Genomic DNA, 26,460 nt, shown 5'->3' with positions numbered 1-26,460 from the left:
AATGCGAATATAGAAGTTTAAACTGAAAATAGTTCTTCTAATTTTGCACTACAAATAATATATCATGTCTACACCAACAGTTGCCTTTTACACCCTTGGTTGTAAATTGAATTTTTCTGAAACCTCTACCATCGCCAGGAATTTCGAAGAAGAGGGGTATAAGAGGGTTGAATTTGACAATGAGCCAGATGTGGTCGTTATCAACACCTGTAGTGTGACTGAAAATGCGGATAAGCGTTTTAAAACCATCGTTAAGCAAGCTCAGAAATCAAATCCTGATGCTTATATCATTGGTATTGGTTGTTATGCTCAGCTTAAGCCTGAAGAATTAGCCGATGTCAACGGAGTGGATTTAGTCTTGGGAGCTACTGAAAAATTTAAAGTGACCGACTATATCACAGACCTGACCAAAAATGATTTCGGAGAAGTGCATTCCTGCGAAATCGACGAAGCAGATTTTTATGTTGGTTCTTATTCAATTGGCGACCGTACCAGAGCATTTTTAAAAGTTCAGGATGGCTGTGATTATAAATGCACTTATTGTACCATCCCTTTAGCACGGGGAATCTCTAGGTCTGATAAACTTGATAATGTATTGCAAAATGCAAGGGAAATTTCTGAGCAGGGAATCAAAGAAATTGTGCTAACCGGAGTCAACATCGGAGATTATGGCAAAGGAGAATTTGGTAATAAAAAACATGAGCATACTTTTTTAGACCTTGTAAAAGCTCTTGACCAGGTCGAGGGAATTGACCGGCTAAGGATCTCATCAATAGAACCCAATTTACTGAAAGATGAAACCATAGATTTTGTTTCTGAAAGCGAATGCTTTGTCCCTCATTTTCATATTCCTTTGCAAAGTGGTAGCAATACATTATTAAAAAAAATGCGTCGTCGGTATATGAGAGAATTATACGTCGATCGGGTTTCCAGAATTCGTCAAACCATGCCTAATGCCTGCATTGGTGTAGATGTGATTGTAGGCTTTCCAGGCGAAACGGATGAGCTATTTTTGGAGACGTTTAATTTTTTAAATGAACTTGACATCTCTTATTTGCACGTGTTCACCTTCTCAGAACGTGAAAATACGCCTGCGGCAGAGATGGAAGGCGTTGTCCCATTAAAGGTAAGGAAAAAACGCAGTAAAATGCTTAGAGGGCTTTCTGCCAAGAAAAGAAGGGCCTTTTATGAAAGTCAGTTAGAATCAACTCGTGAAGTTTTGTTCGAGGGTGAAAATAAATCAGGTTACATACATGGATTTACAGAGAACTATGTCAAAGTAAAAGCTTTCTGGAACCCTGAATTAGTCAACACTAAGCATCAGGTGATTTTAAAAGATATAGATGACGATGGTTTAGTGAGAATAGACTTTGCAAATGAGCTAGAGGTAGCAGAATGAGACTTTCTGTTTAGCTCATCATTTTGTCTAAACAAAAAGCTAAACTTGTTGGCTTCTCTTCAATCTTTATTCTCAATGTTTAATTTTATATGTTCAATACAATTTGAATATTAATTTATAAACATAAATCATGGCACATTTAAGATTAGGAGATACAGCTCCAGACTTTACTCAACAAACAAGCGAAGGTGAAATTTCCTTTCACGATTGGTTAGGAGACAGTTGGGGAATCATTTATTCACACCCTGCAGATTTTACACCGGTATGTACCACAGAATTAGGAAGAACAGCTCAGCTTAAAGAAGAATTCGATAAAAGAGGAGTGAAGGTTATCGCCTTAAGTGTAGATCCTGTAAAAGATCACCACGAGTGGATTAAAGATATTAACGAAACGCAAAACACTACCGTAAATTTTCCAATTATCGCAGATGAAGATAGAAAGGTGGCTGAGCTTTACGATATGATTCATCCGAATGCTTCAGAAAAAGCGACAGTACGTTCAGTTTTTGTCATTGGACCCGATAAGAAAATTAAATTGACATTAACCTACCCACCTTCTACTGGTAGAAATTTTGATGAATTGATTCGTGTGATTGATAGTTTACAATTGACAGCTAATAAAAAATTAGCGACACCAGCAGACTGGAAGCAAGGTGAGGACGCCATTATTTCTCCATCTGTAAGTGATGAAGAGGCTAAAAAACTATTTCCTGGCTATGTAACTGTAAAGCCATATTTAAGAACGACATCCAGCAAATCCTAGATGATATACTTAAAATAAAAAGTCTCTCAATAATGAGAGACTTTTTTATACATCCAGACCTAGGTTTTTAATTTTATTGTAAAGCGTTGTTCTGTCGATGTTTAGCTCTTTAGCAGTTTTACTTTTGTTGAATTTATTTTTTTCTAAACACTTTAAAATAATTTCTCTTTCGTGGTGTTCTTTTACCTGTTTAAGATCATTAGAATTTACCTTAGGAGTAGTCTCCGCTTGCGGTGTTTTAAAAACAGAAGGAGGTAAATGTTTATGCTCTATGATTCTATTCTGACAAAGCAAAACAGCCCTTTTCATTAAGTTCTTTAACTCTCTTAGGTTGCCAGGCCAATCGTAGTCTTTAAGGTCATCAACAACCTGAGGGTCGATATTCACATTTTCCTTGTCAAGTTCTTGGCAGGCTTCTTCTATGAAATAATCAATAAACTCTTCGAGATCTTCCGGTCTATGTTCTAAAGAAGGTATGGTCAAAGAAAATTCATTTAATCGGTGATATAGATCATTTCTAAATTCATTTTCAGCAATTGCAGAGTCTAAGTTTTCGTTAGTTGCTGCAATAATTCTGATATCAATATCTATTTCTTGATTACCTCCAACTCGTCGTATTTTTCGTTCTTGCAACACCCTTAGTAGCTTGACCTGAGACTCATAAGATAAGTTACCAATTTCATCGAGAAAGAGGGTTCCGCCGTTGGCATATTCAAATTGTCCTTTTTTATCGCGATCTGCACCTGTAAATGCACCTTTTATATGTCCGAATAGCTCACTGGAAGCTATACTCTCTGGGAGTGCTCCACAATCTATTGCTACAAAAGGCTTGTCTTTTCGTTTACTGTTTTCATGTATGAACTTGGCAACATATTCCTTTCCGGTTCCACTTTCGCCTGTAATTAAAACAGACATCTGCGTAGGAGCAACTTGCTTGGCGTAAGACCATAGCTGTTTGGATTCTTCGCTTTTTCCTTTTACTATGGTGGACGAATCCACAGATTTAGAAGATTGATTAGTTTTGGTAGGTATTGAAGTTTCAGCTTTTGGAGTATCTAAAGCCTTTTCAATAACAATTTTAAATTCTTCTGGAATAATGGGTTTGGATACAAACTCAAAGGCCCCTAATTTTATAGATTTTACTGCAGTGCGTATATCGGAGTAGTTGGTAATCAAAATCACTGGAGTATTCCATTTGTTTTTGATGCTTTCAATTAGTTCCAGACCATCCATTTTAGGAAGCCTAAAATCGGTGATGACTAGATCAAAAGTCATATCTTTTAATAAGTCTAAAGCTTCTTCAGCAGAAGTTGAGGTTTCGATGTCGTATTTAAACCGTCTTAAATAATTGGATAAGGTTTTATTAAAAAAAGGATCATCGTCAACAATTAATAGTTTACTCACAATATTTTCTTGCTAAAATATAGAAAAGCAACTTCTTTTGTTTAACTAAGATGATAAACTAGAGTTAATTATATTATGATATAAGGTGTTGAATTCTAACTCAAAGTGTAGAGCAAGTTCATCTCCTTCTGCACCAAAAAAGCAAAAAGATCATTTTTTTGATAAGTTACAATTGCCTGAACTGCAGTAATGCTACCCTGTTAAAATGAATTCCTCTTTTGAGTTAAGACTTGCATGATTATTGATTCTAAATTAGCAATTGTAAAATTGATGAAAAAGATTTCCATTTTAATTGTAGAAGATGATCTGGTCTTTTGTAAGCTTCTTAAAACTTATCTTTCTAGACATGATTTCACTGTAATTATTACTCAAGATAGTGTTTCCGCTAGAGAAAATTTCAAAACACATAATTTTGATTACATGCTCTTAGATTATAGGCTTCCAGGATGTAGTGCTTTAGACTTGATTAGCGAAATGAAAAACTCAACTAATAAGTCAAAGCTAATATTGATGAGCAGAATACTCGATGAAAATCTTATTTTTGAAGCTCAAAGTCTTGGTGTTCAACATTTTTTGAAAAAACCCTTCAACCCTAAAGAGTTGATAACATTATTTCAACAAACCTCAATATCTAGAGTATGTTCAAGCTAAAAGGAAAAATGATGTGGCTCTTTGCCTTGTTTTCTGTTGGTCTTTTGGCTCTTGGATTTTACTTTTATGTAAGTTTAACTGCTTTAGGAACCAAGGTTGAAGATACGCTCACTCCAAATAAGAGGTCAGATCATCTTAAAAAAATAATGATCGACCTAAACAAGCTCAATAATTTATACCTAGTTGATTCTGGTCGATTCGACTCCTCTAGGTCTGATAGTTTGATACAAAGCATTGAACGCAACATCGATTCAGTCAAAAATAATTTTAATCAGGACCGCATTATTAAAGACAGAAACCTCGACACGATACCTGTGCTTTTAAAAGAAATCAGGGATGATTATTTTAAGCTTGAGAATAAAAAAGAACAAAGTCAAGAAATATTTGTTGAAGACTTAAAATTACTGGTCGAAGAAGAATTTTCAAAGATAGAAGCAAAGCCATCAGACTCTGTAACGATTATCAAGCAAATCAACTCTGAAATTTACGAAAAGGTAGAAAAAAGCCCTGAAGAAGATGAGAGAAGTTTTTTTCAGAAACTATTTGGCTCTTCAAAAGACGAGGGGTCGGAGAGTGAAATTGTAAGTTCAGTTGACACACTTGTCAACCAATCTGTAGACACTCTGGTTTCGAAAGGTCAAACTCAACAAAGCAATTTTGATATTAGTCCGGCCATACGTGAGTATCAGTCTAAAAGAGCTGGAATAATCGGTTCGTTGAAGAGAAAGGAACAGGAGATATTTAGAAAAAATATTGAAATCAATAACTATGTAGAAAATACGCTTAATGAGATTTTATTTGAAGAGTATGAATACTACAATAACTCGATAAGTGAACTAAAAGACGATTCTATCACCTATTTCATTGAGATGGGTATCTTAATAGCTGTACTAATTTTAATCAGCTTAGTCACTTTGTTTATCATTTTGAAGGATATCGATAAAAATATTTTCTATCAGCAAAAACTAAGAGCAAGTGAGAAACAGGCTCAACGCGCTGCGGTAGAAAAGCAAAAGTTTTTATCGACTATGAGCCATGAATTAAGAACACCATTAACCTCTATTATTGGTTATTCTGATTTGCTAGATGATAAAGATGAAAATGTAAAATCGATTAAAGTCGCCTCTAATTATTTGTATCAGATGACCAATGAAATCTTAGATATGGCTAAGATTCAGGCAGGAATAATCGAAATCCAAAACAACCCGTGTAACCTTTCTCAAGTATTTAGAGACACTAAACAGGGATTTAATGAACTCATTAAAAATCAAAATATTGATCCCATTTTTAGATTTCCTGCAGAAGAACTCTACGTAAAAGCTGATGCACAGAGACTACAACAAATCCTTTACAATCTAATGCATAATGCGCTTAAATACACCGAGGACGGCTATATAAAATTGAATGTTGAGGTTGAAGAAAAAGATGAAAGATCAGCGTTAATTATTGAAGTTGAAGATTCTGGAGTAGGTATGAGTGAAGCCGAATTGAACTCCGTATTTAAAGATTACCAACAAGCAGGAACTCATAAAAGCAAAATGAAGGGGACAGGGCTTGGTCTAGGCATTGTTAAAAAACTCGTCAAAGAAATGGGCGGGCATCTTTTTGTAGAGAGTAAGCCTGGTGAGGGAACTAAGTTTACCATGCATTTTAACTTTGAAGTGATAAAAAAAGATGCGATTGAGCCTGAACGGGGTCAGTTTAATTTGAATAAAAATGCATTAAACGGAAAGCGTCTTTTCATTCTGGATGATGATAAACTGATTTTCAGACTTTACGAAAAACTATTTGAACCTTATGGACCTGAACTTGTCATATTCAACGATGCTAAAAGAGGATATGAGCATCTTTTAAACCACCATGATTACGATCTTTATTTGATTGATTTTAAAATGCCTTATATGACGGGGTATGAGCTTTTACTCAAGCTAAGAGAAGATAAAATTGATTTGAAAAATACACTTGTTTGCACAGCTAACGTTATGTTGAGTGATGAGGAAAAATTAAAACTAGAGGCTTTTGATGAACAGGTTTTTAAACCCATCAGACGAGATGTGATTTTGAAAAAAACAGCAAAACTACTTCAAATTAGGGGTTTTTATACCTCAACTTCTTCTACTTCTGAGCAGCATAGACTTAAACAAGGCTTTGATTTTGAAGAACTGAAAATCTATGCATGAGACGATGAGGAAATGCTTAAAGATCTCGTAAGTACCCTAGTAGAGGAAAACGAAAAAGAGTTAGATCAATATTTCATCGCTTTAAAAAATAACGACACAGATCTATTGGCAGAGATTATCCATAAATTATCGTCTCGATTTGCTCAGGTTAATGCTCATTCTACTCTAGATCCAAAACAACTAGAATCATTACTTAGGGAACATCCATCTAAAGCTAATATAGATCGACTACAAGAGCTCTATACATTTTGGTTGAAAGTAAATGAAAAGATCAAAGAATACCTTGAACACCAGGCAAATTAATTTTTTTCCATTACAACAAGCATCTGAATTTTAATGTATTTTTGATTGATTATTTCAAGTCTTACATGCACAAACTTATAGTGGTGAGCCAACCCGATAAATGGCCAATCATGGTGGATCATACCACCATAATTTCATCTCAAGATTATTTAACCAAACCCGAATACGCTTACTTGAAGTCTGCCAGGGTCTTTAATCTAAGCGATCAATACTCTTACCAGTCCAAAGGCTATTATGTGTCTCTACTTGCAAAGGCCAGGGGACATAATGCTATTCCAACCATTAGTAATTTGGTAGACCTGGGGGAAAAGAAACTCGTCAAAATTGTTTCTGAAGAATTTGAGGATGAGATTCAAAAGAGTCTAAAAAACATTAAGTCCCAGGAGTTTACACTAAGCATTTATTTTGGGCAAAATGTAGCTCAGAAATATAAAGAATTGAGTAGTTTAATCTTTAGACATTTTCAAATCCCATTTTTAAGAATTGTATTTAAGTACACCACCAAGTGGAATATAAAAACTATTAAAGCTATATCCGCGTCAGAAATACCTAAGGAACATCTAGACAGCATGCACGGCTTCGCTTCTCAGTATTTTTCAAAAAAACGCTACGACACACCTAAATTGAGCAAAGCAGAATACGACCTGGCCATTTTAGTTCAGGATAATGATCCTGCTTCTCCTAGTAACCCTAAAGCCTTAAGGAAATTCGTTGAATTGGCCGAAAAAATGAATTTTTACGTTGAAATTATTTCACCTAAGGATTTGTATAGGTTAAGTTCATTTGATGCTTTGTTTATAAGACAGAGTACTGAGGTAAATAATGAAGCTTACGCTTTTGCGCGAAAAGCTGTCCAAGATGGCTTGGCTATTATTGATTATCCGGATGCGATACTTAAATGTTGCAATAAAGTATTCATGGCTGAAGCTTTGCAAAAAAATAATATACCGACCCCAAAAACTTTTATTGTTCATAAGGATAATAAAAAAGAAGTATTAAGCTTTACGGGTTTACCTTGTGTTTTGAAATCTCCGGACTCTACTTTTTCTTTTGGGGTTAAGAAGGCTAACACTAAAGAAGAATTTGAAATATTGACGTCTGAGATGTTTAAAACTTCTGATTTAATAATCGCTCAGGAATACACCTTTTCTGAATATGATTGGAGGATAGGAATTCTGGATCATAAGCCATTTTATGCATGTCGGTATTTTATGGCAAAAGGGCATTGGCAAATTTATAATTGGTCTGCAGACAAGAAGGATGATCAGGATGGCAGTGCAGATTGTTTCCCCATCGAGAAAGTTCCTGGACACATCATGAAAGCAGCATTAAAATCAGCAAAAATAATGGGCAAAGGTTTATATGGAATAGATGTGAAGGAGGTTAATGGTAAAGCTTTAGTTATTGAAATAAATGATAATCCTAATATTGATGCGGGAGTAGAAGACGGTTACTATGGTGATGAAGTCTATACCGCCATTCTTTCGGCTTTGAAATCACGTTTAAATTCAAAACAAGACTCATGAAATATCATCTATTTGAGGTCTTTGGGATTGAGTTAGAATATATACTGGTAAATTCTGACACAGGTAAAATTCAGCCCTCTGTTGATATGCTTATGGAATTCAAAACTGGAGAAGTCGTTTCCGATGTAGACAATGGTTCTGTTGAATGGAGTAACGAACTTGCTGCTCATGTGATTGAATTAAAAACCAATGGACCGGCAAAGGATCTCTCAAAGCTAGACCTTAAATTTCATGAAAACATTCTTGAAATTAACGGCTTATTGAAAGAAAAAAAGCTGGAACTCTGGCCAACGGCAGCGCACCCTTTGATGAACCCAACTTTAGAAATGAAATTATGGAAACATTCTTACAGTGAAGTTTATGCCTTATATAATCGCATCTTTGATTGCTCTGGTCATGGTTGGTCCAATGTGCAAAGTATGCATATTAATCTGCCGTTTTATGATGATATAGAATTCGAAAAACTACATGCAGCTATTAGAATTCTACTTCCAATATTACCTGCTTTAAGTGCAAGTTCACCCATTCTGGAAGGAAAATATACAGGGATTAAAGACAACAGGATGAAGTTATACCTAACCAACCAAAAAGAAATTCCGGAAATGACCGGTAAAGTAATCCCTGAACAGGTATTCAATTTTTCATCCTATCAAAGCCTAATTTTTGATCCTATAAATGCGGCTATAGCTCCTTATGATCAGGAACATATTCTTGAGCATCACTTTCTAAACTCAAGAGGAGCAATAGCAAGATTCGATAGAAATGCCATTGAAATAAGGGTTTTAGACCTTCAGGAGAGTCCACTGGCAGATCTTGCTATCGCTAGTTTAATAGTTGAGGTATTAAAATCTTTGACAGCTGAAGATTTTTCGACTCTAGAGGAACTTAAGTCTTGGCATGAAGACGATCTTTTTGACCTTTTGAAACCTGTGATTAATGATGCTGAATTGGCCATGATTGATAATTCTAATTTTTTAAAATTATTCGGTTTGAAAGCAAAGTCTATATCTTGCCAGGAGTTATGGAGCCATCTGTATTCCAAAGTAGCTCATAGAATGGAATCAAGGCATCAGCTAGCTATTCAATCTATTTTAGAGCATGGAAGTTTATCTACTCGTATTATAAAAGCTCTGGGGGCAGATTGTTCTGAAGAGCATATACGTCAGGTATATTTTCAACTCGGGAATTGTCTTGCTCAAAATAAAGTTTTCCTCCCTTGAAACTATTTTTAACATGTGAGCATGCCAGCAATGCTTTGCCTCTTGAATTTATCAGCTGGTTTAAAAAAGAAAAAGATAGACTAAATACACATGAGGGATATGATATTGGTGCATTTGATGTCTACGAAGTTCTCAAAGATCTTTCCTTTTTCAATACTCATTATCCCTGGAGTCGACTTTTGATTGAAGTCAATAGATCTCTTCATCATTCTCAGTTGTTTTCTAATGTTTCTAAGGCTTTCGATGAAGATATGAAGCAGAGGTTAATTTTTGAATATTACCAAAGATACCGGAATCATATTCAACAACACATAAATAAAACCATAGAAGGAAAACATGTTGTTCTTCACGTGTCTATCCATAGTTTTACCCCAGTTCTAAGTTCAGTTGAAAGGCAAGCAGAAATCGGCATTTTATACGACCCCCATCGACCTAAAGAACGTGACTTCGCAAAACAGCTTCAGGCTGAACTTAAGTTAAGGTTAGTAGGTTATAGAATAAGATTAAACTACCCTTATTTAGGGAAATCAGATGGATTTACGACTTCATTAAGGAAAATTTTTCCTTCAAACTATCTTGGTATCGAGCTTGAAATCAATCAGAAACAGCTTTGTGATGAAAAAGAAAAGCAAAGCATTGGTCGAGCATTACATGAAGCTATCTCAGATTTGAATAAGAACTAAAAATTACAACTAAAGTTCACAACTTGTTTATTTGAATGGAGTTAAAAGGTTTTCGTATTTTAGCCAATTCATAAAAACATGAATTGATGAACAAAAATACAGTTTTAGCTTGGGCTACCTTTATCATGGTGATTGTTGGATTAGGATTGATTGCTTTAGGAGCCTTTAGGTATAATGAAATAGCAGGATGGGGCTTTGCGGCTGTAGGAGTTGGTTTTTTTGCAATCGCCTGGGTATTCAATGCGTTAAAAGGAAGAGTTTAATCAACAAAATAAAAATAAATGGCAGATGATAAGAAAGTGATATTTTCCATGTCGGGAGTATCCAAAACATATCCAGGCGAAGATAAGCCTGTACTAAAGAATATATACCTCAGTTTCTTTTACGGTGCTAAGATTGGTATTCTAGGTTTGAATGGATCGGGTAAATCTACCCTGATGAAAATTATTGCCGGACAGGAAAAAAACTATCAGGGTGATGTAGTATTTTCTCAGGATTATTCAGTGGGGTATTTAGAACAGGAACCCGAATTAGATCCAGAAAAAACAGTTTTGGATGTGGTGAAAGAAGGGGTTTCTGATGTGGTAGCCATTCTTGATGAATACAATAAAATCAATGATGATTTTGGTTTACCTGAAGTCTATGAGGATGCCGATAAGATGCAAAAACTTATGGATCGTCAGGCTGTGCTTCAGGACAAAATAGATGCCACCAATGCCTGGGAACTCGACAATAAGCTTGATGTGGCGATGGACGCGCTTAGAACGCCTCCATCAGACCAAAAAATAGAAAATCTATCTGGAGGTGAAAAAAGAAGGGTAGCTTTATGTAGACTACTGCTACAAGAGCCAGATGTTCTTCTACTGGATGAGCCTACTAACCATCTTGATGCAGAATCTGTACATTGGTTGGAGCATCATTTACAGCAATACAAAGGAACCGTCATCGCCGTCACTCACGATAGGTACTTTTTGGATAATGTAGCGGGTTGGATTTTAGAATTGGATAGAGGAGAAGGTATCCCTTGGAAAGGAAACTATTCGTCATGGCTGGATCAAAAATCCAAACGGATGGCTCAGGAACAAAAACAAGCCAGTAAACGTCAGAAAACTTTAGAACGCGAGCTGGAATGGGTGAAGATGGCTCCAAAAGGACGCCAGTCTAAACAAAAGGCGAGATTGAATAACTATGATAAATTGATGAGTCAGGATCAGGATAAACTTGATGAAAAACTTGAAATTTATATTCCTAACGGACCTCGCTTAGGTACCAACGTCATTGACGCAAAAGGAGTTAGTAAGGCCTTTGATCAAAAACTTTTATATGAAAACCTTAATTTCAATCTACCTCAAGCTGGTATTGTAGGTGTAATTGGTCCTAATGGTGCTGGTAAAACCACGATTTTCAAAATGATTATGGGCGAAATTGAGCCCGATAAAGGTGAATTTGTAGTAGGAGAAACGGCTAAGATTGCTTACGTAGATCAAGCTCACTCCAATATTGATCCTGATAAGTCGATCTGGGAAAACTTTAGTGATGGACAGGATTTAGTCATGATGGGAGGAAAAAAAGTGAACTCCAGAGCCTACTTAAGTCGATTTAACTTCAACGGAAGCGAACAAAATAAGAAAGTAGAGAAATTATCTGGTGGAGAGCGTAACCGACTGCATTTAGCCATGACTTTGAAAGAAGAAGGAAATGTGTTGCTTCTCGATGAGCCTACCAATGATCTCGATGTCAATACTCTTCGAGCTCTTGAGGAAGGTTTAGAGAACTTTGCAGGTTGTGCCGTGGTGATTTCTCACGACAGATGGTTCCTGGATAGAATTTGTACTCACATTCTTGCTTTTGAAGGTAACTCCGAAGTCTATTTCTTCGAGGGAAGCTTTAGCGACTACGAAGAAAACAAGAAGAAGCGCTTAGGTGGTGATACGATGCCTAAACGAATTAAGTATAAAAAACTGGTAAGATAAATCAGTAGAAGAGTTGTCATGTAAAAGCCTTGTATTTAGATACAAGGCTTTTTTATTAATCATATAATAACCTTAATATCAATAGAACCTATTTTTATGTTTTAAATTTGTCGAAATTCTAGAAATATGAACAAAATTATTTTATTGGCTTTTCTTATTTCAAGTCAATTTATTTTCTCACAAGATGTAATTATAAATGAATTAGATGCTGATACGGATGGAGTAGATACTCGAGAATTTATAGAACTGAGAACGATGGTTCCAAACACTTCATTAGATGGATATGTTTTAGTTCTATTTAATGGGTCTTCTTCGGGTGGAGATTCTAGCTATTTTGCCCTAAATTTAGATGGATTTACAACAGATTTCAATGGTTTATTTGTTTTAGGTGGGCCAGACCTTGTTCCAAGTCCTAATTTTAGTTTACCTCAAAACACTATTCAAAACGGAGCCGATGCTGTGGCGGTTTATCGAGGCACAGAATTCGATTTTCCTGAAGGAACCTTAGCCACTATAGACAATTTAGTTGATGCCTTAGTCTACGGTACAGGCGATTCAACCGACCAGAATCTACTAGACCTTCTCGCTCAAACCGAACAAATAGACGAAAATGAAAATGGGAATAAAGATACCGAGTCTATTCAAAGAAATACGGATGGAAGTTGGTTCGTTGGCGATCCTACTCCTCGAGAACTTAATGATGGATCTGGAATCACCCCTGTTTTTATCGATATTACCCCAAGTCAGACGCTGATTGATGAAGGTGATAGTTTTACAATAGAATTTTCTATCTCAGAACCTCTCAATGAAGCCATTACAATCAACTTTAGTTTAGATAACGGTAGCTTTAATGCTCAAGACTTTAGTGGGCCAACCTCATTAAGTTTACCGATAGGCTCTACATCTGGTTCAGTCGACATCAGTATTACAGATGATGAGATCGATGAGGGTGATGAATTTATCAATCTTCAGGTTGAGGTCCTTGGTGATCCTTATATTTTAAATGCCAATGCAATTCAGATTATCGTTGTGGATAATGATTTTACTACAGCAGCATGGGGAACTCCAACCAATCCAACTTTCGAATTCGTAGACCCTACAGGTCCTTCCAATTATTTTGGTTCCTTAAATGGTAACTCAGACCAGGAACTCAGACAAGCTATACAGGATATTATTGCAGAAGAAGGTGTGGTGAAAATTCACCCGTATGCAGACATTATTGCTATCTTGGAATCTGCAGACCAAAGTCCGAGTAATAGTAATGAAGTTTGGTTGGCCTATAGAGAAGAATCTAGACCTAAATATTTATATCAGCTGGGTTCATCTGGAACAGGGTTTTGGAATAGAGAACATGTTTTTCCACGTTCCAGAGGAGGATTTTTTAGTATAGAAGAGGATGAAATAGCCACTGGAATTAATGAATGGTGGAATACCAATGCAGATTCCTTAAGGCATGCCAACTCAGATGCTCATGGGCTAAGAGCTACAGATGCCAATGAAAATAGCTCGAGAGGTAATCAACATTTTGGCGAATATATTGGACCAACAGGGACCCAAGGTAGCTTTAAAGGTGATGTGGCAAGAGCAGTATTTTATCTAGCCATACGGTTTAATGGTCTATCTGTTGCTGATGGGTTTCCTGATATCACAGGTCAACTTGGAGATCTACAAACACTATTACAGTGGCATGAAGAAGATCCTGTAGATGATTATGAAATGAATAGGAATAATATAGTTTATGCCTGGCAGAATAATAGGAATCCTTTCATTGACTATCCTGAGCTTGTAGATTATATTTGGGGAGATAAGCAAGGACAAGTATGGAATCAATCCTTATCTCTTTCAGATAAAACTATAAAGACGATTGAGTTTTATCCTAATCCTGCTACAGATGGAATACATTTTAAAGGAATTGAATTAAAGGCTACTGTTCAAATTTATTCCATGACAGGGAAGAAAGTACATGAAGAAATTGTTTCCAATGCAAGTGAAATATTAGGATTTAATTTAAATTCCGGGGTTTATTTAATCAGAATAAGACATAACTCTAATGTGGTGACCAAAAAATTAATCATCAAGTAATAGGTTAATCTTAATAATTCTTCAAAAGTCGTTCTTAAAAGAGCGGCTTTTATATTTTTATCCAAATTTTTAAAATGAACGCATCTTACTTTAAACATAAGCTTGAATTTAAAAGACCAAGTGGAACGTCTAGGGGCATATTAAAAACAAAAACCTCCTGGTTTATCGTTTTAAAAACCGAAGACAATTATGGAATAGGAGAGTGTGGACTTTTAGAGGGCTTAAGTATAGATGATAGACCAGATTATGAGAGCACTTTAAAATGGGTATGCGATCATATCGATTTAGGTCTGGACTACTTGTACTCTAAATTAGATGAATTTCCTTCGATTCAATTTGGTTTGGAAATGGCGTTTCTGTCTCATTCTTCTTCAAATCCATACTTGCTTTACCCTTCTGAATTTACAAAAGGTAAAAAGGGAATGAAAATTAATGGGCTAATCTGGATGGGGGAGAAGTCATTCATGAAAAATCAAATTCAAGATAAGATCAATCAAGGTTTCAGCTGCATAAAACTTAAAATCGGGGCGATAGATTTTGAATCTGAATTGGATTTGCTTGCTTACATCAGAAGTGAATTTTCAGCTTCCGATATTGAGTTGCGAGTAGATGCTAACGGAGCATTTACTCCAGAAACAGCACTTAGTAAGCTCGAGCAATTAAGTCAATACGATTTACACAGCATAGAGCAACCTATAGCCCAGGGCCAATTGGAGTCTATGGCTAATCTATGTCAAAAAACACCCTTACCTATTGCCCTTGATGAAGAATTAATTGGGCTTTCTGATGTAACAAAAAAGAGAGAAACTCTACTAACTATAAAACCACAATATATCATCTTGAAACCAAGTTTGATTGGTGGTTTTCGCGGTTCTAAAGAATGGATAGACTTGGCTAAAGAACAAAGTATAAACTGGTGGATGACAAGTGCTTTAGAAAGCAATGTAGGGCTGAATGCTATCTCGCAATTTACATTTATGCAACAAAACCAGCTTCCACAAGGCCTTGGAACAGGCAGCTTATACACAAATAATATAGAAAGTCCGCTTTGGATTGACGGCGAAAAGATTAAGTATAATCCAGAACAGAATTGGGAAAATAAATTTAATTTATGAAAGATTTTATTGCCTTAGCGACTAAGGCACATCACGAATGGTGGAGGTATTTAGTTGGAGCTTTTTTAATATTTGTCATCTGGCAAATTGGATCTATTCCATTTATAGCTACTGTAATCTGGAAATTATCTCAGCAGGGTAGCGGCTTTATGGGCGTAAGCGACTACCAAACCATGATGACAACTTTAGACTCTAATCTTACTTTCTTTCTTATGCTGCTTTCCTTTGCAGTTGGTTTTTTTGGAGTTTGGTTGATTGTAAGGTTTTTTCATAATCAAAAGTTCAAAGATTTACTAACGACTAGAAATAACTTTGACTGGAAGCGAGTTGTTGCGGGGTTCAGTATTGTCGCCTTTTTCATAACTGCGATGACTATCATAGATTATTATGTCAATCCAGATGATTATCTGTTTAATTTTGAGTCTGATGAATTCTTGATTCTTGCGGTCATTGGTATACTACTTGTCCCTATTCAAACTTCCTTCGAGGAATTATACTTTAGAGGGTACTTTATGCAAGGCTTAGGCGTCATTTTCAAAAATAGATGGTTACCACTTATTGTAACTTCTGTAGGTTTTGGTTTATTACATTTAGGCAATCCTGAAGTGGATAAAATGGGGTATATCATTATGGTAAGTTATATTGGTACTGGTTTTTTATTAGGAATTATGGCTTTGATGGATGAAGGTTTGGAGCTTTCCATCGGCTACCATGCTGGAAATAATTTGATAACCGCTCTCTTAGTGACGGCAGACTGGACTGCGTTCCAAACCGAGTCTGTTTTGATTTACACCGAGGAACCCTCAGCTGGTTTTGATGTATTCATCCCTGTATTGGTGATTTACCCTATTTACTTGCTTATCCTGGCTAAGATGTATAAATGGAAAAATTGGAAGTCTAAATTATTCGGTAAGGTTGAGATTCCAAGCTCATCAGGTAATGGAAACTTAACATATTAGTGATAAATATTATTTTTTATATATTTAGTATTGATATGTCTAAACTATAAGACCATGAAAGTGGATCACAAGCAGATTCATCCTAATTTTAAAATTAACGGGAATCACTTCAACAGAAAAGAGTTATATTCTGTTGCCTACAGTTTCGTAAAAGAGGGTGAGGAGTTTGAAGAAAAGATAGGAAACTTTCTTTTAGATTGGCTAAACGATGATTACGATACCATAAAGGTGAGAACATCTGGTTCTACTGGTGACCCTAAAACTTATTTTATCGATAAGCAAAAAATGGTCAACAGTGCTTTAGCAACAGGTAAATTTTTTAAAGTTTTTGAAAATACAACTGCTTTACTATGTCTCCCAGCAGACTATATTGGGGGAAGAATGATGATAGTAAGAGCGATGGTTTTGGGTTGGGATCTCGATATCGTTGAACCTAAACTCAACCCTTTAGACAAACTTTTTAAGACCTATGACTTTTGTGCCATGACTCCTTTTCAAATGGATAATTCATTAGGAAGATTGCATCTTGTCAAAAAACTTATAGTAGGGGGCGGAGCTGTTTCTGAGAATTTGATTGGCTTAATTCAGGGGATTCCCACAAAAATTTATGAGGCTTATGGAATGACCGAAACGATCTCTCATATTGCAGCTAGACGCTTAAACCCTAAAGCCGAAATTAAAGAGAAAAAGCCATTTAAGGCACTACCTAATGTGAGTGTTTCTCAAAATGAAAAAAACTGCCTTGTGATCAAAGCTCCTAAAATTTTAGATCAGGAGTTGGTAACTAATGATATTGTTGAGGTACTGACCTATAAAAAATTCTTTTGGAAAGGAAGGCTTGATAATGTAATCAATTCTGGAGGAGTAAAAATTTATCCAGAAAGTGTTGAAAAGAAACTCCAAAAATTAATTACTTACCGTTTTTTTATCTCGGGTATAGCTCATGATTCTCTAGGTGAGCAAGTTGTTCTTTTTATTGAAGCTCCTCAGAGCGATAAGTACCTAAGCGACCTCAAAGAGGCAATGGACAAGCTATCTACTTTCGATAAGTATGAAAAACCAAAAAGCATCTATTTAATCGACAAGTTTGAAGAAACCAATTCTGGTAAAATAAACCGAAGACAAACTTTGAAAAAATTAATGAGTTAATTTTATCGACTAACTTTTTTAATGTCGACATAAAATCCAAAGGTGTTAATTGCCAATTCCTCAATGTCGTAAAGTTCAATATCAATTTTCTTCCAATTGTTACTTATTAAATGTCTTTGAATAATTTTTTCGGTCGAATTTTGAAACTCAATGGGCATTTCAAAATCTTCTACATCTGTATTCCATCGCATAAATAAAGAATTGTCGTCCTCAAGTTTTAGCTGTAACTCAGGAATCGAAGTATACTTAAGGTACTGATCAAAAATCGGCTTTAAATTCAGCTCAGTACGTTTATTGTAGAAGGTAATTACATCATCGGTATCTATAATCTGATACTTGAAGGTCTCATGAAATTCTTTCAATAATTTCCACCACTTTGTGTCGTTGTTGATAACACTTCTAAGGGTATTCAGCATATTAGCTCCTTTGTAATACATATCGCCAGAGCCTTCATGGTTAACCCCATATTCTCCTAGTATTGGTGAATCATTAGCTATAATTTTTCTCAAACCAAATAAGTACCTTACAGCCTCTTTCTTACCGTACTCACATTCAACAAACACAGCTTCTGAGTAAGCAGTAAAGCTTTCGTGAATCCACATATCTGCTATATCTGCTGCAGAAACAGAGTTTCCAAACCATTCATGACCTGATTCGTGGATGATAATAAAATCCCACTTTAGTCCAATGCCTGTTCCCGACATATCAGTGCCCAAATATCCATTTTTATATCCGTTTCCATAAGCGACAGCACTTTGATGCTCCATTCCTAAATATGGGGTCTCTACAAGCTTAAAGCCGTCTTTTTGAAATGGATATTCTCCAAATTTTTCATAAAAACAATCCATCATGGGTTTTACCTGCTGAAATTGATCTTTAGCTTTTTCTAAATTCTCCTTCAGCACATAATAATCCAGGGATAAGTCTTTGTACTTGTCCTCAAAATGAGCATAGTCAGCCACATTCAAAGTGATATTATAATTATTGATAGGATGTTCCACTCTCCAATGCCATTGTGTATAACCATTATTTAAAGGGGTTTCTGCGATGAGCCTTCCATTGGAGACATTCATTAAGCCGTTAGGTACACTCACTTTTATATCTGCAGAATCAGGTTCATCGCTCTGGTGGTCTTTGTTAGGATACCATAAGCTAGCGCCTGTTCCTTGGACAGCAACTGCTACAAAGGGTTTGCCTTTAGCATCTTCAGAGAATACAAAACCACCATCCCAGGGAGCATTTTCGGCTACCTTTGGGTAACCAGAGTAATAAAACTTGAAGCTTTCTAAAGCTCCAGATGTTAAGGCATTTTCAAATGAGATAAATACTGCATTTTCTTCCCTCTTATATTCCAATAGCTTATCCTTATAAACAATTGAATCAATCTTCATATTTTGAAATAAATCCAGTTGTATAACTCGTGTTTTATCTAAAACTTCAAATTCAATTTCATTATATCCAGAAATATAGCGCTTCTCAGGATCTAACTTAATATCCAGAGTATAAGCGAGTACATCAAAACTGGTACGCTCAGGTCTTAAACTTCCTCTCAAAGTATCTGCTCTGGTAAAATTTTGATCGCTGTCATCTAATAATTGAGATTGAACAGAAAAACACACACAAAAGATGAATACTAAGCTGTATATTCGTTTCATAACGTAGAACTATTTATAGCAATAATACTATGAAAAATATTGTTTTTTTAATTGTTTCCATCCTTTTTATTTCTTGTGGTCAAGACAGCAATCTTTTGGACGGAAAAGTAACTAATGCTGAAGGAAAACCCATTGATAATGTTTTGGTCCAAGTGATGGGAACTGACTTAAACTCGAAAACCGATGGTGATGGTTACTACAGAATCAACACTAAGGAAAGGGGAGATGAATTAATATTTACGCATCCTCAATACAAAATGATGCGAATTCAAGTTGGAGATCAGACTGAAATTTCAGTAGAGCTTACAGAAAAGAAAGACCTAAAGCCAAAGAAATAAACCTGTTTTTTCCTGAAGCGCCCTTAAACGCATCGGTAAAACCGAAGTTGTAACGCGCATCTATTCGAAGACTGCTGCCTAAATTGACTCCTAGTCCAGCTGCACCAGATATATCTAATTGTTCCGATTCAAAAGGGTGATCTTCATTCAGCAGATAGCTAAATTGTGGTCCAAATTGAATGTTTAGGACCCTCAAAAAATGAATTTTAGCTATGACTGGGACCAGTAGATAATTCGTATCTATATCTATTTCATCCAATTCGCCACCCTGTTGAGAGAATAAGGCTTCTACTTGTAAACCCAAAGTATTAAATCTAACTCCTGCGAAGGCTCCGCCTGTAAATCCTACTTTACCATCAGAATTTATATCTGATACGGAGGCATAATTAATACCAGCTTTAACTCCTAAGTCTAGACTTTGAGACATTGATTGTTGAGAGATTATAAAAAGACCAACAAGACTGAATAGTTTAAAGAGATGTTTCATGATTTCTTTTTATTGTAACGCTTGGTATTCATATTTAGTTTAATAGCACATCTAAAATTGTATTTAACTCGCTAAGACTAAGGTTGATTTCAATTATTCTACCCTTTGAATCTAACAGGTAATATTGCGGTAGATCAACAATGCCCATTTCTGAAGCTATAGGACTTGTAAATCCATCGGCGGCTCTAAGCGAAGTCCACGGCATCGAAAGCTCTGCAACCGAGGAGATCCAGTCGTTCTGGTTGGTGTCCAACGAAATACTAATCACCTCAAACCCTCTGAAATTATAATTTTCATAGATCTTCTGAATTTGCTTTTGCTGTTTCTTACAATCTTGACACCAACTATTCCAAAATACAAGAAGATTGTATTTCTTAAGTTTTGATTTTAAGTCGACGAGATCTGAGGTGACATTTAAAAGTTCATAATTGTCAATTTTGCTACCTATTTGAAAGTTCTTTCTTTTCTGTTGATAAGTTTCTAGCAGTTTTACATCTTGAGAGCGAAGCTCATTTTTATCTAATTTGCTTAGTAAACTTCTCACATCGTTGTAGAGTAAGTCTTGATTCATAGTCACCTCCAAAAGCAATTGACCTAAATAATCATGGTTTGGATGAGCCTTGATCAAGCTGTCTATTTTGTCGGACACCAGAGTACGGTTGAGTTTGGATCGTGGAGTCTTTTTTAAAAATGATTTGAACTCAGCTTTTATCAATGAGGTATTGCTAGAGTTTAATTGACTGATATCATAGGTTTTAAGCGTATCTTGATCAACTTGAACTTTATCTACGATTATGTCGAAAATCAAAGTGTCATTTTCTAGGTAAAAGGTTTCGGAAGAATTTAAAGAATCGAAGACAAACTGAAACGCTGTTGGAGAAGACACTTCACCTTCAAACTGAAATGTATTTTTAGTAACTTCTGCAGTGTCGATTTTAGACTTGTAACTTATCAAAATTTCGTTATCAAACTCTCCATTGATTGTTCCTTTTACCAAATAAACTTGAGAAGATGAAGTTTGTTCCAGAGGTTGCATGCAGGAACTTAAAATTGTTGCGATAAATAATATACTCAGTAGTTGTTTCATACTCGCAAATTTAAGCCAAAAAAAAGTCGATGCATGAACATCGACTTTTTACTGTGTTAATAAGAGTATTAATTAAAATCATTAATTCTGTCACTCAAATCATAGACTTTCGCATCAGGTTTAATACGCTCAATGATACTACTACCAGCAGCACTTCGATAACCACCTGCGCAATGTACAAGTATAGGCTTATCGATTGGAATCTGCTCTGCAGATTCTCTTAATTCGTTGAGCGGATAGTTAAGTGCAGAATCAAACTTCTTAGCGTCTTCAAATTCGCTCACATTTCTAATGTCGATGATTGTGTATTGATCTGGGTTTTGTTTGAAATCTGTGTAATCAAGATCATCGGAAGACTCAAATTGGGTTTGGCCTAAAGTTAGCACTGCCTTAATTTGAGATTCGTATCCAATTTTAGCAATTCTGGAGACCACTTCATCATAGTCAGAAATGGAGTCGAGAACCAAATAGAACTTTTCATTAGGTTGAATTATGGCACCTACCCAAGTTTCAATTTTATCATTTTCAGATCTTGCCATTATATTGATACTTCCCGCAATATGATTGGCTTTAAAATCAGCTTGTGGTCTGGTATCTATTATAGGCGCATCGGCCTCAAAGGATTCTACATTAAGGTGCACTGGAATTGAACCTACAGAAGATTTAAAATTGTCAGCCCCTTTTTTATTGATATCCACATCATGTCCAAAATACGAAGGGATAAAGGGTTGTCCATCTAGAATTTCACTGAGGAACTCTTCTTCTGTCTGTTCTTGAAAAGCCCAGTTACCAATACGCTCATTACCAAGTGTACTTGTGGTATCAGAACTCATGTTCTTACCACATAAACTTCCTGCACCGTGGGCTGGATATACCCAAACATGATCGGATAGGTGATTCATTTTTGTGGTCATGGTTTTATACATCGCTTGAGCCAATTTTTTTCGCTTAGCGGTCATATTACCTGCTTTTTCTCTTAAGTCTGGACGACCTACATCTCCTATAAATAAAGTATCCCCAGTAAATATGGCTTCTTTAGTCGTAGCAGCATCTAGAGCATGAATGGTGATCCCGTCTGGAGAGTGTCCTGGAGTATGTATACATTTGAAAGTTATGTCTCCCATCTTCAATTCATCTCCTTCATCAAAAGCAGCGTGAGGATAATCAGCACCTACCAACTTACTAACGTATATTTCAGCTCCAGTCTCCTTATGGATTTGCAAGTGACTACTCACAAAATCAGCGTGAGGGTGTGTTTCAAAAACAGCGACTATCTTTGCTTTGTTTTCTTCAGCATATTCGTAATAGGGTCTTGGATCTCTTGCTGGATCCACTACAGCCATTTTTCCATCGCTTACAATGGCGTAAGATAGATGAGATAAAGGTTTATCGTTATATTGTTTAATTGTCATAATCGTTTTAATTTAAATTAAGAATTCATTTTACCGGTGGCACAGCTTACAAAAGATTTTGCTTTATTTAAATAAGAATTTGCTTCTCCTGCAACTGGATAACCGAGTTGTTTTAATTTGTCTTTGACAAGGAGTAATTCAGCTTCATCATAATATGTGAATGAGACCGATGAGTCTTCTGGTTCAACTACTACATTTTCAACTTTACCCATAGCATTGATTTGCTTAGAGATCGTATGAGCACATCCGCCACATTTTAGATTCTGAACTATAACTTTGGTTTCCATATTTTTTTCGTTTCAAACAGTATTCATTATATTTTATAAGCTACTTTAGCATAAAAACAATACTGGTTTATTAATGGTACAAAATAACGGAAATTAAGTCATGCTCACAGTAACATAAGTTACGCATTAGGCAATCTCTATCAATTTAATGGAATTTCGATTAAGCTTTATTCTGTTGGTTTTTTCAAGCTGTTTGAGAAGTCTCGATATAACAACTCTGCTGGTATGTAGATCAAAGGCAATATCTTGATGGGTAACTTTGATTTCTGAGTCCTTATAATGTTTAGATTTATTTTTTAAGTATTCAATTAGCCGTTCATCCATCTTTTTAAAAGCGATATTATCTATAGTAGCTAATACTTCCATCAAGCGTTCATGGTAGCTATTGAAAATAAAATTCCTCCAGGACTTGTATTTTCCCAACCATTCTTCCATTTTCTCGATAGGTATCATTAACAAAGTAGAATCAGTTTCTGCTATAGCTCTAATTTCACTTATCGCTGAGCCAGTACAGCAGGAAAGTGTCATTGCACAAGTTTCGCCCTTCTCCAAAAAATAAAGCATTAATTCAAAGCCGTCTTCATCTTCACGCATCACTTTTATCACTCCATCAATTAGTAATGGCATAGCCGATAAATATTGACCAGTCCTGATCAATTCATCACCTGCATTCACGTTTTTTAAAACTCCAATATCATTGATTTCATTCAAAAGTTCTTGTTCAAATAATTGACCGTAATTTGTTTTTATTTCTTCACGCATATTCTTCGTCGTATTTTTGCCTAAATATAAATGGATTAAGTTTTTTGAGATGCCGAATTTTAAAATTTTTAAACCTTATGGTATGCTAAGCCAATTTGTGTACAATCAAAAACGGCGAAGAAATAAACGCTTACTCGGGGAACTTGGTAATTTTCCAGACGGCACCATGTCTGTTGGTCGGTTAGATCAAGATTCTGAGGGCTTATTGTTTCTGACCACCGATGGCAAATTCAGCCATAAGATTACCTCCACAGGGATTGAGAAAGAATACTGGGTTCAGGTGGATGGGGTGGCTAAACAAGACCAGGTTAACCAACTTTCGAAAGGTTTGGAAATTAGCATTTATGGCAAGCCCTATCAGACCAAGTCTTGTAGCGTTCGTCTCTTAGATCCACCAGAACAACTGCCTAAACGTGCTAAAGATATCAGAAATGAAGACGACCACGGGAAAACCTCCTGGCTATCCATCACCATAACGGAAGGGAAGTACAGACAAGTACGTAAAATGACAGCCAAAGTCGGACTTCCTACTCTAAGACTGGTTCGTTATAGAATAGGAGAGGAGACCATTGAAGATATGCAGGCAGAAGAAGTAAGGGTGATATAACTTTTAAAAAATATCCCTTAGTCAAACCAACAAATTAATTTATATATTTATAAACAGACCTCACAGTCCCCAAAGCTTTGGGGACTGTGAGGTCTTAATAAGGTCATTTACTCATCAAATTGATTTAAAAATCACCACCATACCACAAACAACTTAGCGACTTCTCCTTCTTTATTTCTTCGGAAAAGCATCACTGATTGGTGTTGTGCCATATATTGCTCCAGCTGATTTAAAATCTTTGTATAAGATTTCCACTGGGTATGATTGGTCTCATCTGTAAACCAATCTATCTTCTTTGGAATATAAAACGTCTGATGTTTCCAGTTTTTGTTTAAAAATTCTTCCAAGGTGTAAAAGTAACCAGCTACGGCTTCCAAATTGGTTGTAAAAAAACGAGTACTACAGGCTTCGGGAAGAAACAAAATCGCTTTAAAGCACACCTTTTGGGTGACTTTCCAGGGGTCAATATCCAGTGGATTGAATACAGCTTCTGCTTTAGGATGATAAAGTAGGGGGAACTGCTTAACTTTTAATTTTTCCACTTTGTCTATAAATCGATCTCGCCGGTTTGGCCCTATCCAGCAATAGTCGGGATTGTCATGTAAAGTGTCATCATACAGGTAAATTTTGTTGATCAATTCTACATGATTGAGTTCCTGGTGATGCTCATCCAAACAAAGAAAATCAAATTCTCCAATGGTGGTTTTATCGTTGATAACCTGAAGGCTATGGGCTATTTCTTTATAGCGGCTTGAGCGTTTGAGATAATAGCTAAAAAATACTTCAGCGCGTTTTCCCAAGAAATTAAATACTTTAGCCTGATCGTAGGGAAAGTCCTGAATCGTCTTAGGTTCTTCCAGGGCATCAAATTCAAATTTTTCGATTTTCGAATCCGGGAGCTGATCAATCATCAGCTCCGTATTCAAAAAGCCTTGATACTGTTTTAATATCTGAAGATCTGAGTCTTTAGTCTCCAAGCTCCAGTGCAATTTGAATCATTTGATTGAAACTGGTTTCACGTTCTTTGGCAGACGTTTGTTCACCGGTAATCAAAGAATCAGATATGGTGAGTATAGCCAAAGCCTTAACATCATGCTTGGCTGCAATAGAATATAATCCAGCGGCCTCCATTTCAACACACAACACGTTGTAAGCCGCCCAAATTTGGTGTTCTTTAGGATCATCTGTATAGAATAAATCCGAGGACAATACATTACCAGCCTTAAATGGAATCTTCAGTTGTTTTGCGGTGCTTACCGCCTTTTCAAAAAGATCGAAACTTGCTGTAGGTGCAAAATCACCTCCCTTGAATCTATTTCGGTTTAATGAAGAGTTGGACGACGCAGACATGGCAATGATGACATCTCTCATTTCTACTTCGGGTCTTATAGCACCAGCACTGCCTACTCTCACTAAGTTTTTGACACCGAAGTCGGCGATCAGCTCATGAGCATAAATGCTGATGGAGGGTATTCCCATACCTGTCCCTTGAACTGAGATTTTTCTGCCCTGAAAGGTTCCAGTATATCCCAGCATTCCTCTCACTTCGTTATAACAAAAAGCATTTTCTAAAAACGTTTCGGCAATCCACTTAGCCCTTAAGGGGTCTCCGGGTAATAATATAGTTTCGGCGATGTCGCCTTTCTTGGCATTAATATGTACACTCATGTTGTTTGTTTTAATAAGTTGAATCGGACGAAGTTCCTTCTACTATAGCGATACCGGCTGAAGCTCCTATCCTAGACACACCAAGATCGATGTATTGTTTAGCAGTTTTTGCATCTCTTATGCCCCCAGAGGCTTTTATTTGAATGCGATTGGAAATATTAGCTTTCATCACTTTGATGGCTTCTGGTGTTGCTCCATGGCTACCAAATCCTGTAGACGTTTTTACAAAATCTGCTCCAGCAGCCTCGGCAAGTTGACAGGCTTTTGCAATTTCATCATCAGTAAGGTTGCAGGTTTCGAGAATTACTTTCAAAATTTGATTCCCTACGACTTCTTTAACCGCACTAATATCATGTTGAACGTACTTGTACTCATGAGCTTTGAGCTTGCCCTGATGAATCACCATATCAAATTCAGTAGCACCATCTTTAAGGGCTTGTTTGGTCTCATCAACTTTAGCTTGAGTTGAAGTGGCTCCTAAAGGAAAGCCAATAACCGTACACACTTTTACGTTAGAATATTCTAAAATCTTGTAAGCATCTAAGACGTAGCTAGGATTAATACAAACCGAAGCAAATTTATAGGCTATAGCTTCTTCACAAAGCTTATGAATTTGTATTAGGGTTGCGGTAGGGTCTAATAAAGTATGATCTATATACTGATTCATGTAGCTTTTTTCATTTTTGGTAAAGATAAAAGGTTTGATTTTCTTATCGCAGAATCCGCTAAAAAGATATCAAAGCAAGGGGT

26 protein-coding genes are annotated in these 26,460 nt (G+C 36.1%); 16 read left to right on the top strand and 10 right to left on the bottom strand.

Annotated elements, in window-relative coordinates:
* Positions 1-64 precede the first annotated feature (64 nt).
* Entirely contained in the window at positions 65-1,399 is a 1,335-nt protein-coding gene (gene mtaB / locus F598_RS0109340; RefSeq protein WP_019038788.1) for a tRNA (N(6)-L-threonylcarbamoyladenosine(37)-C(2))-methylthiotransferase MtaB, read from the top strand.
* 130 nt (positions 1,400-1,529) lie between these two features.
* Positions 1,530-2,162, top strand: a complete 633-nt coding sequence (locus F598_RS0109335; protein ID WP_019038787.1) for a peroxiredoxin — start codon at positions 1,530-1,532, stop codon at positions 2,160-2,162.
* Positions 2,163-2,207: 45 nt separating this feature from the next.
* On the opposite strand, the gene F598_RS0109330 is transcribed toward F598_RS0109335, so the two are convergent.
* Complete coding sequence (locus F598_RS0109330) at positions 2,208-3,566, bottom strand: sigma-54-dependent transcriptional regulator (protein ID WP_019038786.1); 1,359 nt, start codon at positions 3,564-3,566, stop codon at positions 2,208-2,210.
* A 270-nt stretch (positions 3,567-3,836) separates the two neighbouring features.
* Here F598_RS0109330 and F598_RS0109325 point away from each other — a divergent pair, with 270 nt between their 5' ends.
* From F598_RS0109325 to F598_RS0109275, 12 genes are all read left to right on the top strand, one after another.
* Positions 3,837-4,217 (top strand): response regulator, encoded by a 381-nt coding sequence (locus tag F598_RS0109325; protein ID WP_169334101.1) that lies wholly within the window; start codon positions 3,837-3,839, stop codon positions 4,215-4,217.
* Positions 4,205-6,397, top strand: coding sequence for an ATP-binding response regulator (locus tag F598_RS14790; protein WP_019038784.1), 2,193 nt, complete (start codon positions 4,205-4,207; stop codon positions 6,395-6,397). Before F598_RS0109325 ends, F598_RS14790 begins: the two co-directional genes overlap by 13 nt.
* Before the next feature lie 12 nt (positions 6,398-6,409).
* Positions 6,410-6,700: a hypothetical protein gene (locus tag F598_RS15635; protein WP_019038783.1), complete on the top strand. Its 291-nt coding sequence runs from the start codon at positions 6,410-6,412 to the stop codon at positions 6,698-6,700.
* Between the two features lie 65 nt (positions 6,701-6,765).
* Complete coding sequence (locus F598_RS0109315) at positions 6,766-8,226, top strand: RimK family alpha-L-glutamate ligase (RefSeq protein WP_019038782.1); 1,461 nt, start codon at positions 6,766-6,768, stop codon at positions 8,224-8,226.
* Positions 8,223-9,446 (top strand): glutamate-cysteine ligase family protein, encoded by a 1,224-nt coding sequence (locus F598_RS0109310; protein ID WP_019038781.1) that lies wholly within the window; start codon positions 8,223-8,225, stop codon positions 9,444-9,446. The genes F598_RS0109315 and F598_RS0109310 overlap by 4 nt, the downstream gene beginning before the upstream one ends.
* Complete coding sequence (locus F598_RS0109305) at positions 9,443-10,129, top strand: N-formylglutamate amidohydrolase (protein WP_019038780.1); 687 nt, start codon at positions 9,443-9,445, stop codon at positions 10,127-10,129. The genes F598_RS0109310 and F598_RS0109305 overlap by 4 nt, the downstream gene beginning before the upstream one ends.
* An 86-nt stretch (positions 10,130-10,215) precedes the next feature.
* Complete coding sequence (locus F598_RS15455; RefSeq protein WP_019038779.1) at positions 10,216-10,392, top strand: CAL67264 family membrane protein; 177 nt, start codon at positions 10,216-10,218, stop codon at positions 10,390-10,392.
* Positions 10,393-10,410: 18 nt separating this feature from the next.
* Positions 10,411-12,102, top strand: coding sequence for an energy-dependent translational throttle protein EttA (gene ettA, locus F598_RS0109295; RefSeq protein WP_019038778.1), 1,692 nt, complete (start codon positions 10,411-10,413; stop codon positions 12,100-12,102).
* 126 nt (positions 12,103-12,228) lie between these two features.
* Positions 12,229-14,184 (top strand): endonuclease, encoded by a 1,956-nt coding sequence (locus F598_RS0109290; RefSeq protein ID WP_019038777.1) that lies wholly within the window; start codon positions 12,229-12,231, stop codon positions 14,182-14,184.
* A 74-nt stretch (positions 14,185-14,258) separates the two neighbouring features.
* A complete protein-coding gene (locus F598_RS0109285) occupies positions 14,259-15,299 on the top strand; it encodes an o-succinylbenzoate synthase (protein ID WP_019038776.1) in 1,041 nt (346 codons plus the stop codon).
* Entirely contained in the window at positions 15,296-16,258 is a 963-nt protein-coding gene (locus F598_RS0109280; protein WP_019038775.1) for a CPBP family intramembrane glutamic endopeptidase, read from the top strand. The genes F598_RS0109285 and F598_RS0109280 overlap by 4 nt, the downstream gene beginning before the upstream one ends.
* Before the next feature lie 54 nt (positions 16,259-16,312).
* Positions 16,313-17,407 carry an AMP-binding protein gene (locus tag F598_RS0109275; protein ID WP_019038774.1) on the top strand — a complete coding sequence of 365 codons (1,095 nt, stop codon included), beginning with the start codon at positions 16,313-16,315 and terminating at the stop codon, positions 17,405-17,407.
* Between the two features lie 2 nt (positions 17,408-17,409).
* Here F598_RS0109275 and F598_RS0109270 read toward each other — a convergent pair whose 3' ends face one another.
* Positions 17,410-19,062, bottom strand: coding sequence for a M1 family metallopeptidase (locus F598_RS0109270; protein ID WP_019038773.1), 1,653 nt, complete (start codon positions 19,060-19,062; stop codon positions 17,410-17,412).
* Positions 19,063-19,091: 29 nt separating this feature from the next.
* On the opposite strand from F598_RS0109270, the gene F598_RS0109265 reads away from it, so the two are divergent.
* Positions 19,092-19,400, top strand: coding sequence for a carboxypeptidase-like regulatory domain-containing protein (locus F598_RS0109265; protein ID WP_019038772.1), 309 nt, complete (start codon positions 19,092-19,094; stop codon positions 19,398-19,400).
* Here F598_RS0109265 and F598_RS0109260 read toward each other — a convergent pair.
* The 5 genes from F598_RS0109260 to F598_RS0109240 form a co-directional block, all read right to left on the bottom strand.
* Complete coding sequence (locus tag F598_RS0109260; protein ID WP_026302627.1) at positions 19,366-19,887, bottom strand: porin family protein; 522 nt, start codon at positions 19,885-19,887, stop codon at positions 19,366-19,368. The two genes, F598_RS0109265 and F598_RS0109260, sit on opposite strands and share 35 nt — an antisense overlap.
* 34 nt (positions 19,888-19,921) lie before the next feature.
* Positions 19,922-20,974 carry a thioredoxin-like domain-containing protein gene (locus F598_RS0109255; protein ID WP_033408489.1) on the bottom strand — a complete coding sequence of 351 codons (1,053 nt, stop codon included), beginning with the start codon at positions 20,972-20,974 and terminating at the stop codon, positions 19,922-19,924.
* Positions 20,975-21,042: 68 nt separating this feature from the next.
* A complete protein-coding gene (locus tag F598_RS0109250; protein WP_019038768.1) occupies positions 21,043-22,386 on the bottom strand; it encodes a rhodanese-like domain-containing protein in 1,344 nt (447 codons plus the stop codon).
* 17 nt (positions 22,387-22,403) lie between these two features.
* On the bottom strand, positions 22,404-22,673 hold the full coding sequence (locus F598_RS0109245) for a heavy-metal-associated domain-containing protein (protein WP_019038767.1): 270 nt from the start codon (positions 22,671-22,673) through the stop codon (positions 22,404-22,406).
* A gap of 126 nt (positions 22,674-22,799) precedes the next feature.
* On the bottom strand, positions 22,800-23,435 hold the full coding sequence (locus F598_RS0109240; RefSeq protein WP_019038766.1) for a Crp/Fnr family transcriptional regulator: 636 nt from the start codon (positions 23,433-23,435) through the stop codon (positions 22,800-22,802).
* 49 nt (positions 23,436-23,484) lie between these two features.
* On the opposite strand from F598_RS0109240, the gene F598_RS0109235 reads away from it, so the two are divergent.
* Positions 23,485-24,042 carry a pseudouridine synthase gene (locus F598_RS0109235; RefSeq protein WP_019038765.1) on the top strand — a complete coding sequence of 186 codons (558 nt, stop codon included), beginning with the start codon at positions 23,485-23,487 and terminating at the stop codon, positions 24,040-24,042.
* Between the two features lie 131 nt (positions 24,043-24,173).
* Here the strand turns inward: F598_RS0109235 and F598_RS0109230 are convergent, their stop codons facing one another.
* From F598_RS0109230 to deoC, 3 genes are read right to left on the bottom strand one after another with little or no spacing between them, the layout of a single operon-like run.
* Positions 24,174-25,019 carry a DUF1853 family protein gene (locus F598_RS0109230; RefSeq protein ID WP_019038764.1) on the bottom strand — a complete coding sequence of 282 codons (846 nt, stop codon included), beginning with the start codon at positions 25,017-25,019 and terminating at the stop codon, positions 24,174-24,176.
* Entirely contained in the window at positions 25,009-25,710 is a 702-nt protein-coding gene (deoD, locus tag F598_RS0109225; RefSeq protein ID WP_019038763.1) for a purine-nucleoside phosphorylase, read from the bottom strand. Before deoD ends, F598_RS0109230 begins: the two co-directional genes overlap by 11 nt.
* 10 nt (positions 25,711-25,720) lie before the next feature.
* Positions 25,721-26,377 (bottom strand): deoxyribose-phosphate aldolase, encoded by a 657-nt coding sequence (gene deoC / locus F598_RS0109220; protein WP_019038762.1) that lies wholly within the window; start codon positions 26,375-26,377, stop codon positions 25,721-25,723.
* Between the last annotated feature and the right edge of the window lie 83 nt (positions 26,378-26,460).

This window comes from Psychroflexus tropicus DSM 15496 (assembly GCF_000378765.1).
Classification (GTDB): Bacteria; Bacteroidota; Bacteroidia; order Flavobacteriales; family Flavobacteriaceae; genus Psychroflexus; species Psychroflexus tropicus.
This window is presented reverse-complemented; position numbering and strand designations above follow the sequence as displayed.

Excerpts from the sequence above, each read along its gene's own strand:
- F598_RS15455 (WP_019038779.1), top strand. The coding sequence starts at position 10,216 with ATGAACAAAAATACAGTTTTAGCTTGGGCTACCTTTATCATGGTGATT.
- mtaB (WP_019038788.1), top strand. The coding sequence starts at position 65 with ATGTCTACACCAACAGTTGCCTTTTACACCCTTGGTTGTAAATTGAAT.
- deoD (WP_019038763.1), bottom strand. The coding sequence starts at position 25,710 with ATGAGTGTACATATTAATGCCAAGAAAGGCGACATCGCCGAAACTATA.
- F598_RS0109240 (WP_019038766.1), bottom strand. The coding sequence starts at position 23,435 with ATGCGTGAAGAAATAAAAACAAATTACGGTCAATTATTTGAACAAGAA.
- F598_RS0109275 (WP_019038774.1), top strand. The coding sequence starts at position 16,313 with ATGAAAGTGGATCACAAGCAGATTCATCCTAATTTTAAAATTAACGGG.
- F598_RS15635 (WP_019038783.1), top strand. The coding sequence starts at position 6,410 with ATGCTTAAAGATCTCGTAAGTACCCTAGTAGAGGAAAACGAAAAAGAG.
- deoC (WP_019038762.1), bottom strand. The coding sequence starts at position 26,377 with ATGAATCAGTATATAGATCATACTTTATTAGACCCTACCGCAACCCTA.
- F598_RS0109250 (WP_019038768.1), bottom strand. The coding sequence starts at position 22,386 with ATGACAATTAAACAATATAACGATAAACCTTTATCTCATCTATCTTAC.
- F598_RS0109260 (WP_026302627.1), bottom strand. The coding sequence starts at position 19,887 with ATGAAACATCTCTTTAAACTATTCAGTCTTGTTGGTCTTTTTATAATC.
- F598_RS14790 (WP_019038784.1), top strand. The coding sequence starts at position 4,205 with ATGTTCAAGCTAAAAGGAAAAATGATGTGGCTCTTTGCCTTGTTTTCT.
- F598_RS0109270 (WP_019038773.1), bottom strand. The coding sequence starts at position 19,062 with ATGAAACGAATATACAGCTTAGTATTCATCTTTTGTGTGTGTTTTTCT.
- F598_RS0109325 (WP_169334101.1), top strand. The coding sequence starts at position 3,837 with ATGAAAAAGATTTCCATTTTAATTGTAGAAGATGATCTGGTCTTTTGT.
- F598_RS0109265 (WP_019038772.1), top strand. The coding sequence starts at position 19,092 with ATGAAAAATATTGTTTTTTTAATTGTTTCCATCCTTTTTATTTCTTGT.
- ettA (WP_019038778.1), top strand. The coding sequence starts at position 10,411 with ATGGCAGATGATAAGAAAGTGATATTTTCCATGTCGGGAGTATCCAAA.
- F598_RS0109235 (WP_019038765.1), top strand. The coding sequence starts at position 23,485 with ATGCCGAATTTTAAAATTTTTAAACCTTATGGTATGCTAAGCCAATTT.
- F598_RS0109255 (WP_033408489.1), bottom strand. The coding sequence starts at position 20,974 with ATGAAACAACTACTGAGTATATTATTTATCGCAACAATTTTAAGTTCC.
- F598_RS0109335 (WP_019038787.1), top strand. The coding sequence starts at position 1,530 with ATGGCACATTTAAGATTAGGAGATACAGCTCCAGACTTTACTCAACAA.
- F598_RS0109290 (WP_019038777.1), top strand. The coding sequence starts at position 12,229 with ATGAACAAAATTATTTTATTGGCTTTTCTTATTTCAAGTCAATTTATT.
- F598_RS0109285 (WP_019038776.1), top strand. The coding sequence starts at position 14,259 with ATGAACGCATCTTACTTTAAACATAAGCTTGAATTTAAAAGACCAAGT.
- F598_RS0109315 (WP_019038782.1), top strand. The coding sequence starts at position 6,766 with ATGCACAAACTTATAGTGGTGAGCCAACCCGATAAATGGCCAATCATG.
- F598_RS0109245 (WP_019038767.1), bottom strand. The coding sequence starts at position 22,673 with ATGGAAACCAAAGTTATAGTTCAGAATCTAAAATGTGGCGGATGTGCT.
- F598_RS0109310 (WP_019038781.1), top strand. The coding sequence starts at position 8,223 with ATGAAATATCATCTATTTGAGGTCTTTGGGATTGAGTTAGAATATATA.
- F598_RS0109280 (WP_019038775.1), top strand. The coding sequence starts at position 15,296 with ATGAAAGATTTTATTGCCTTAGCGACTAAGGCACATCACGAATGGTGG.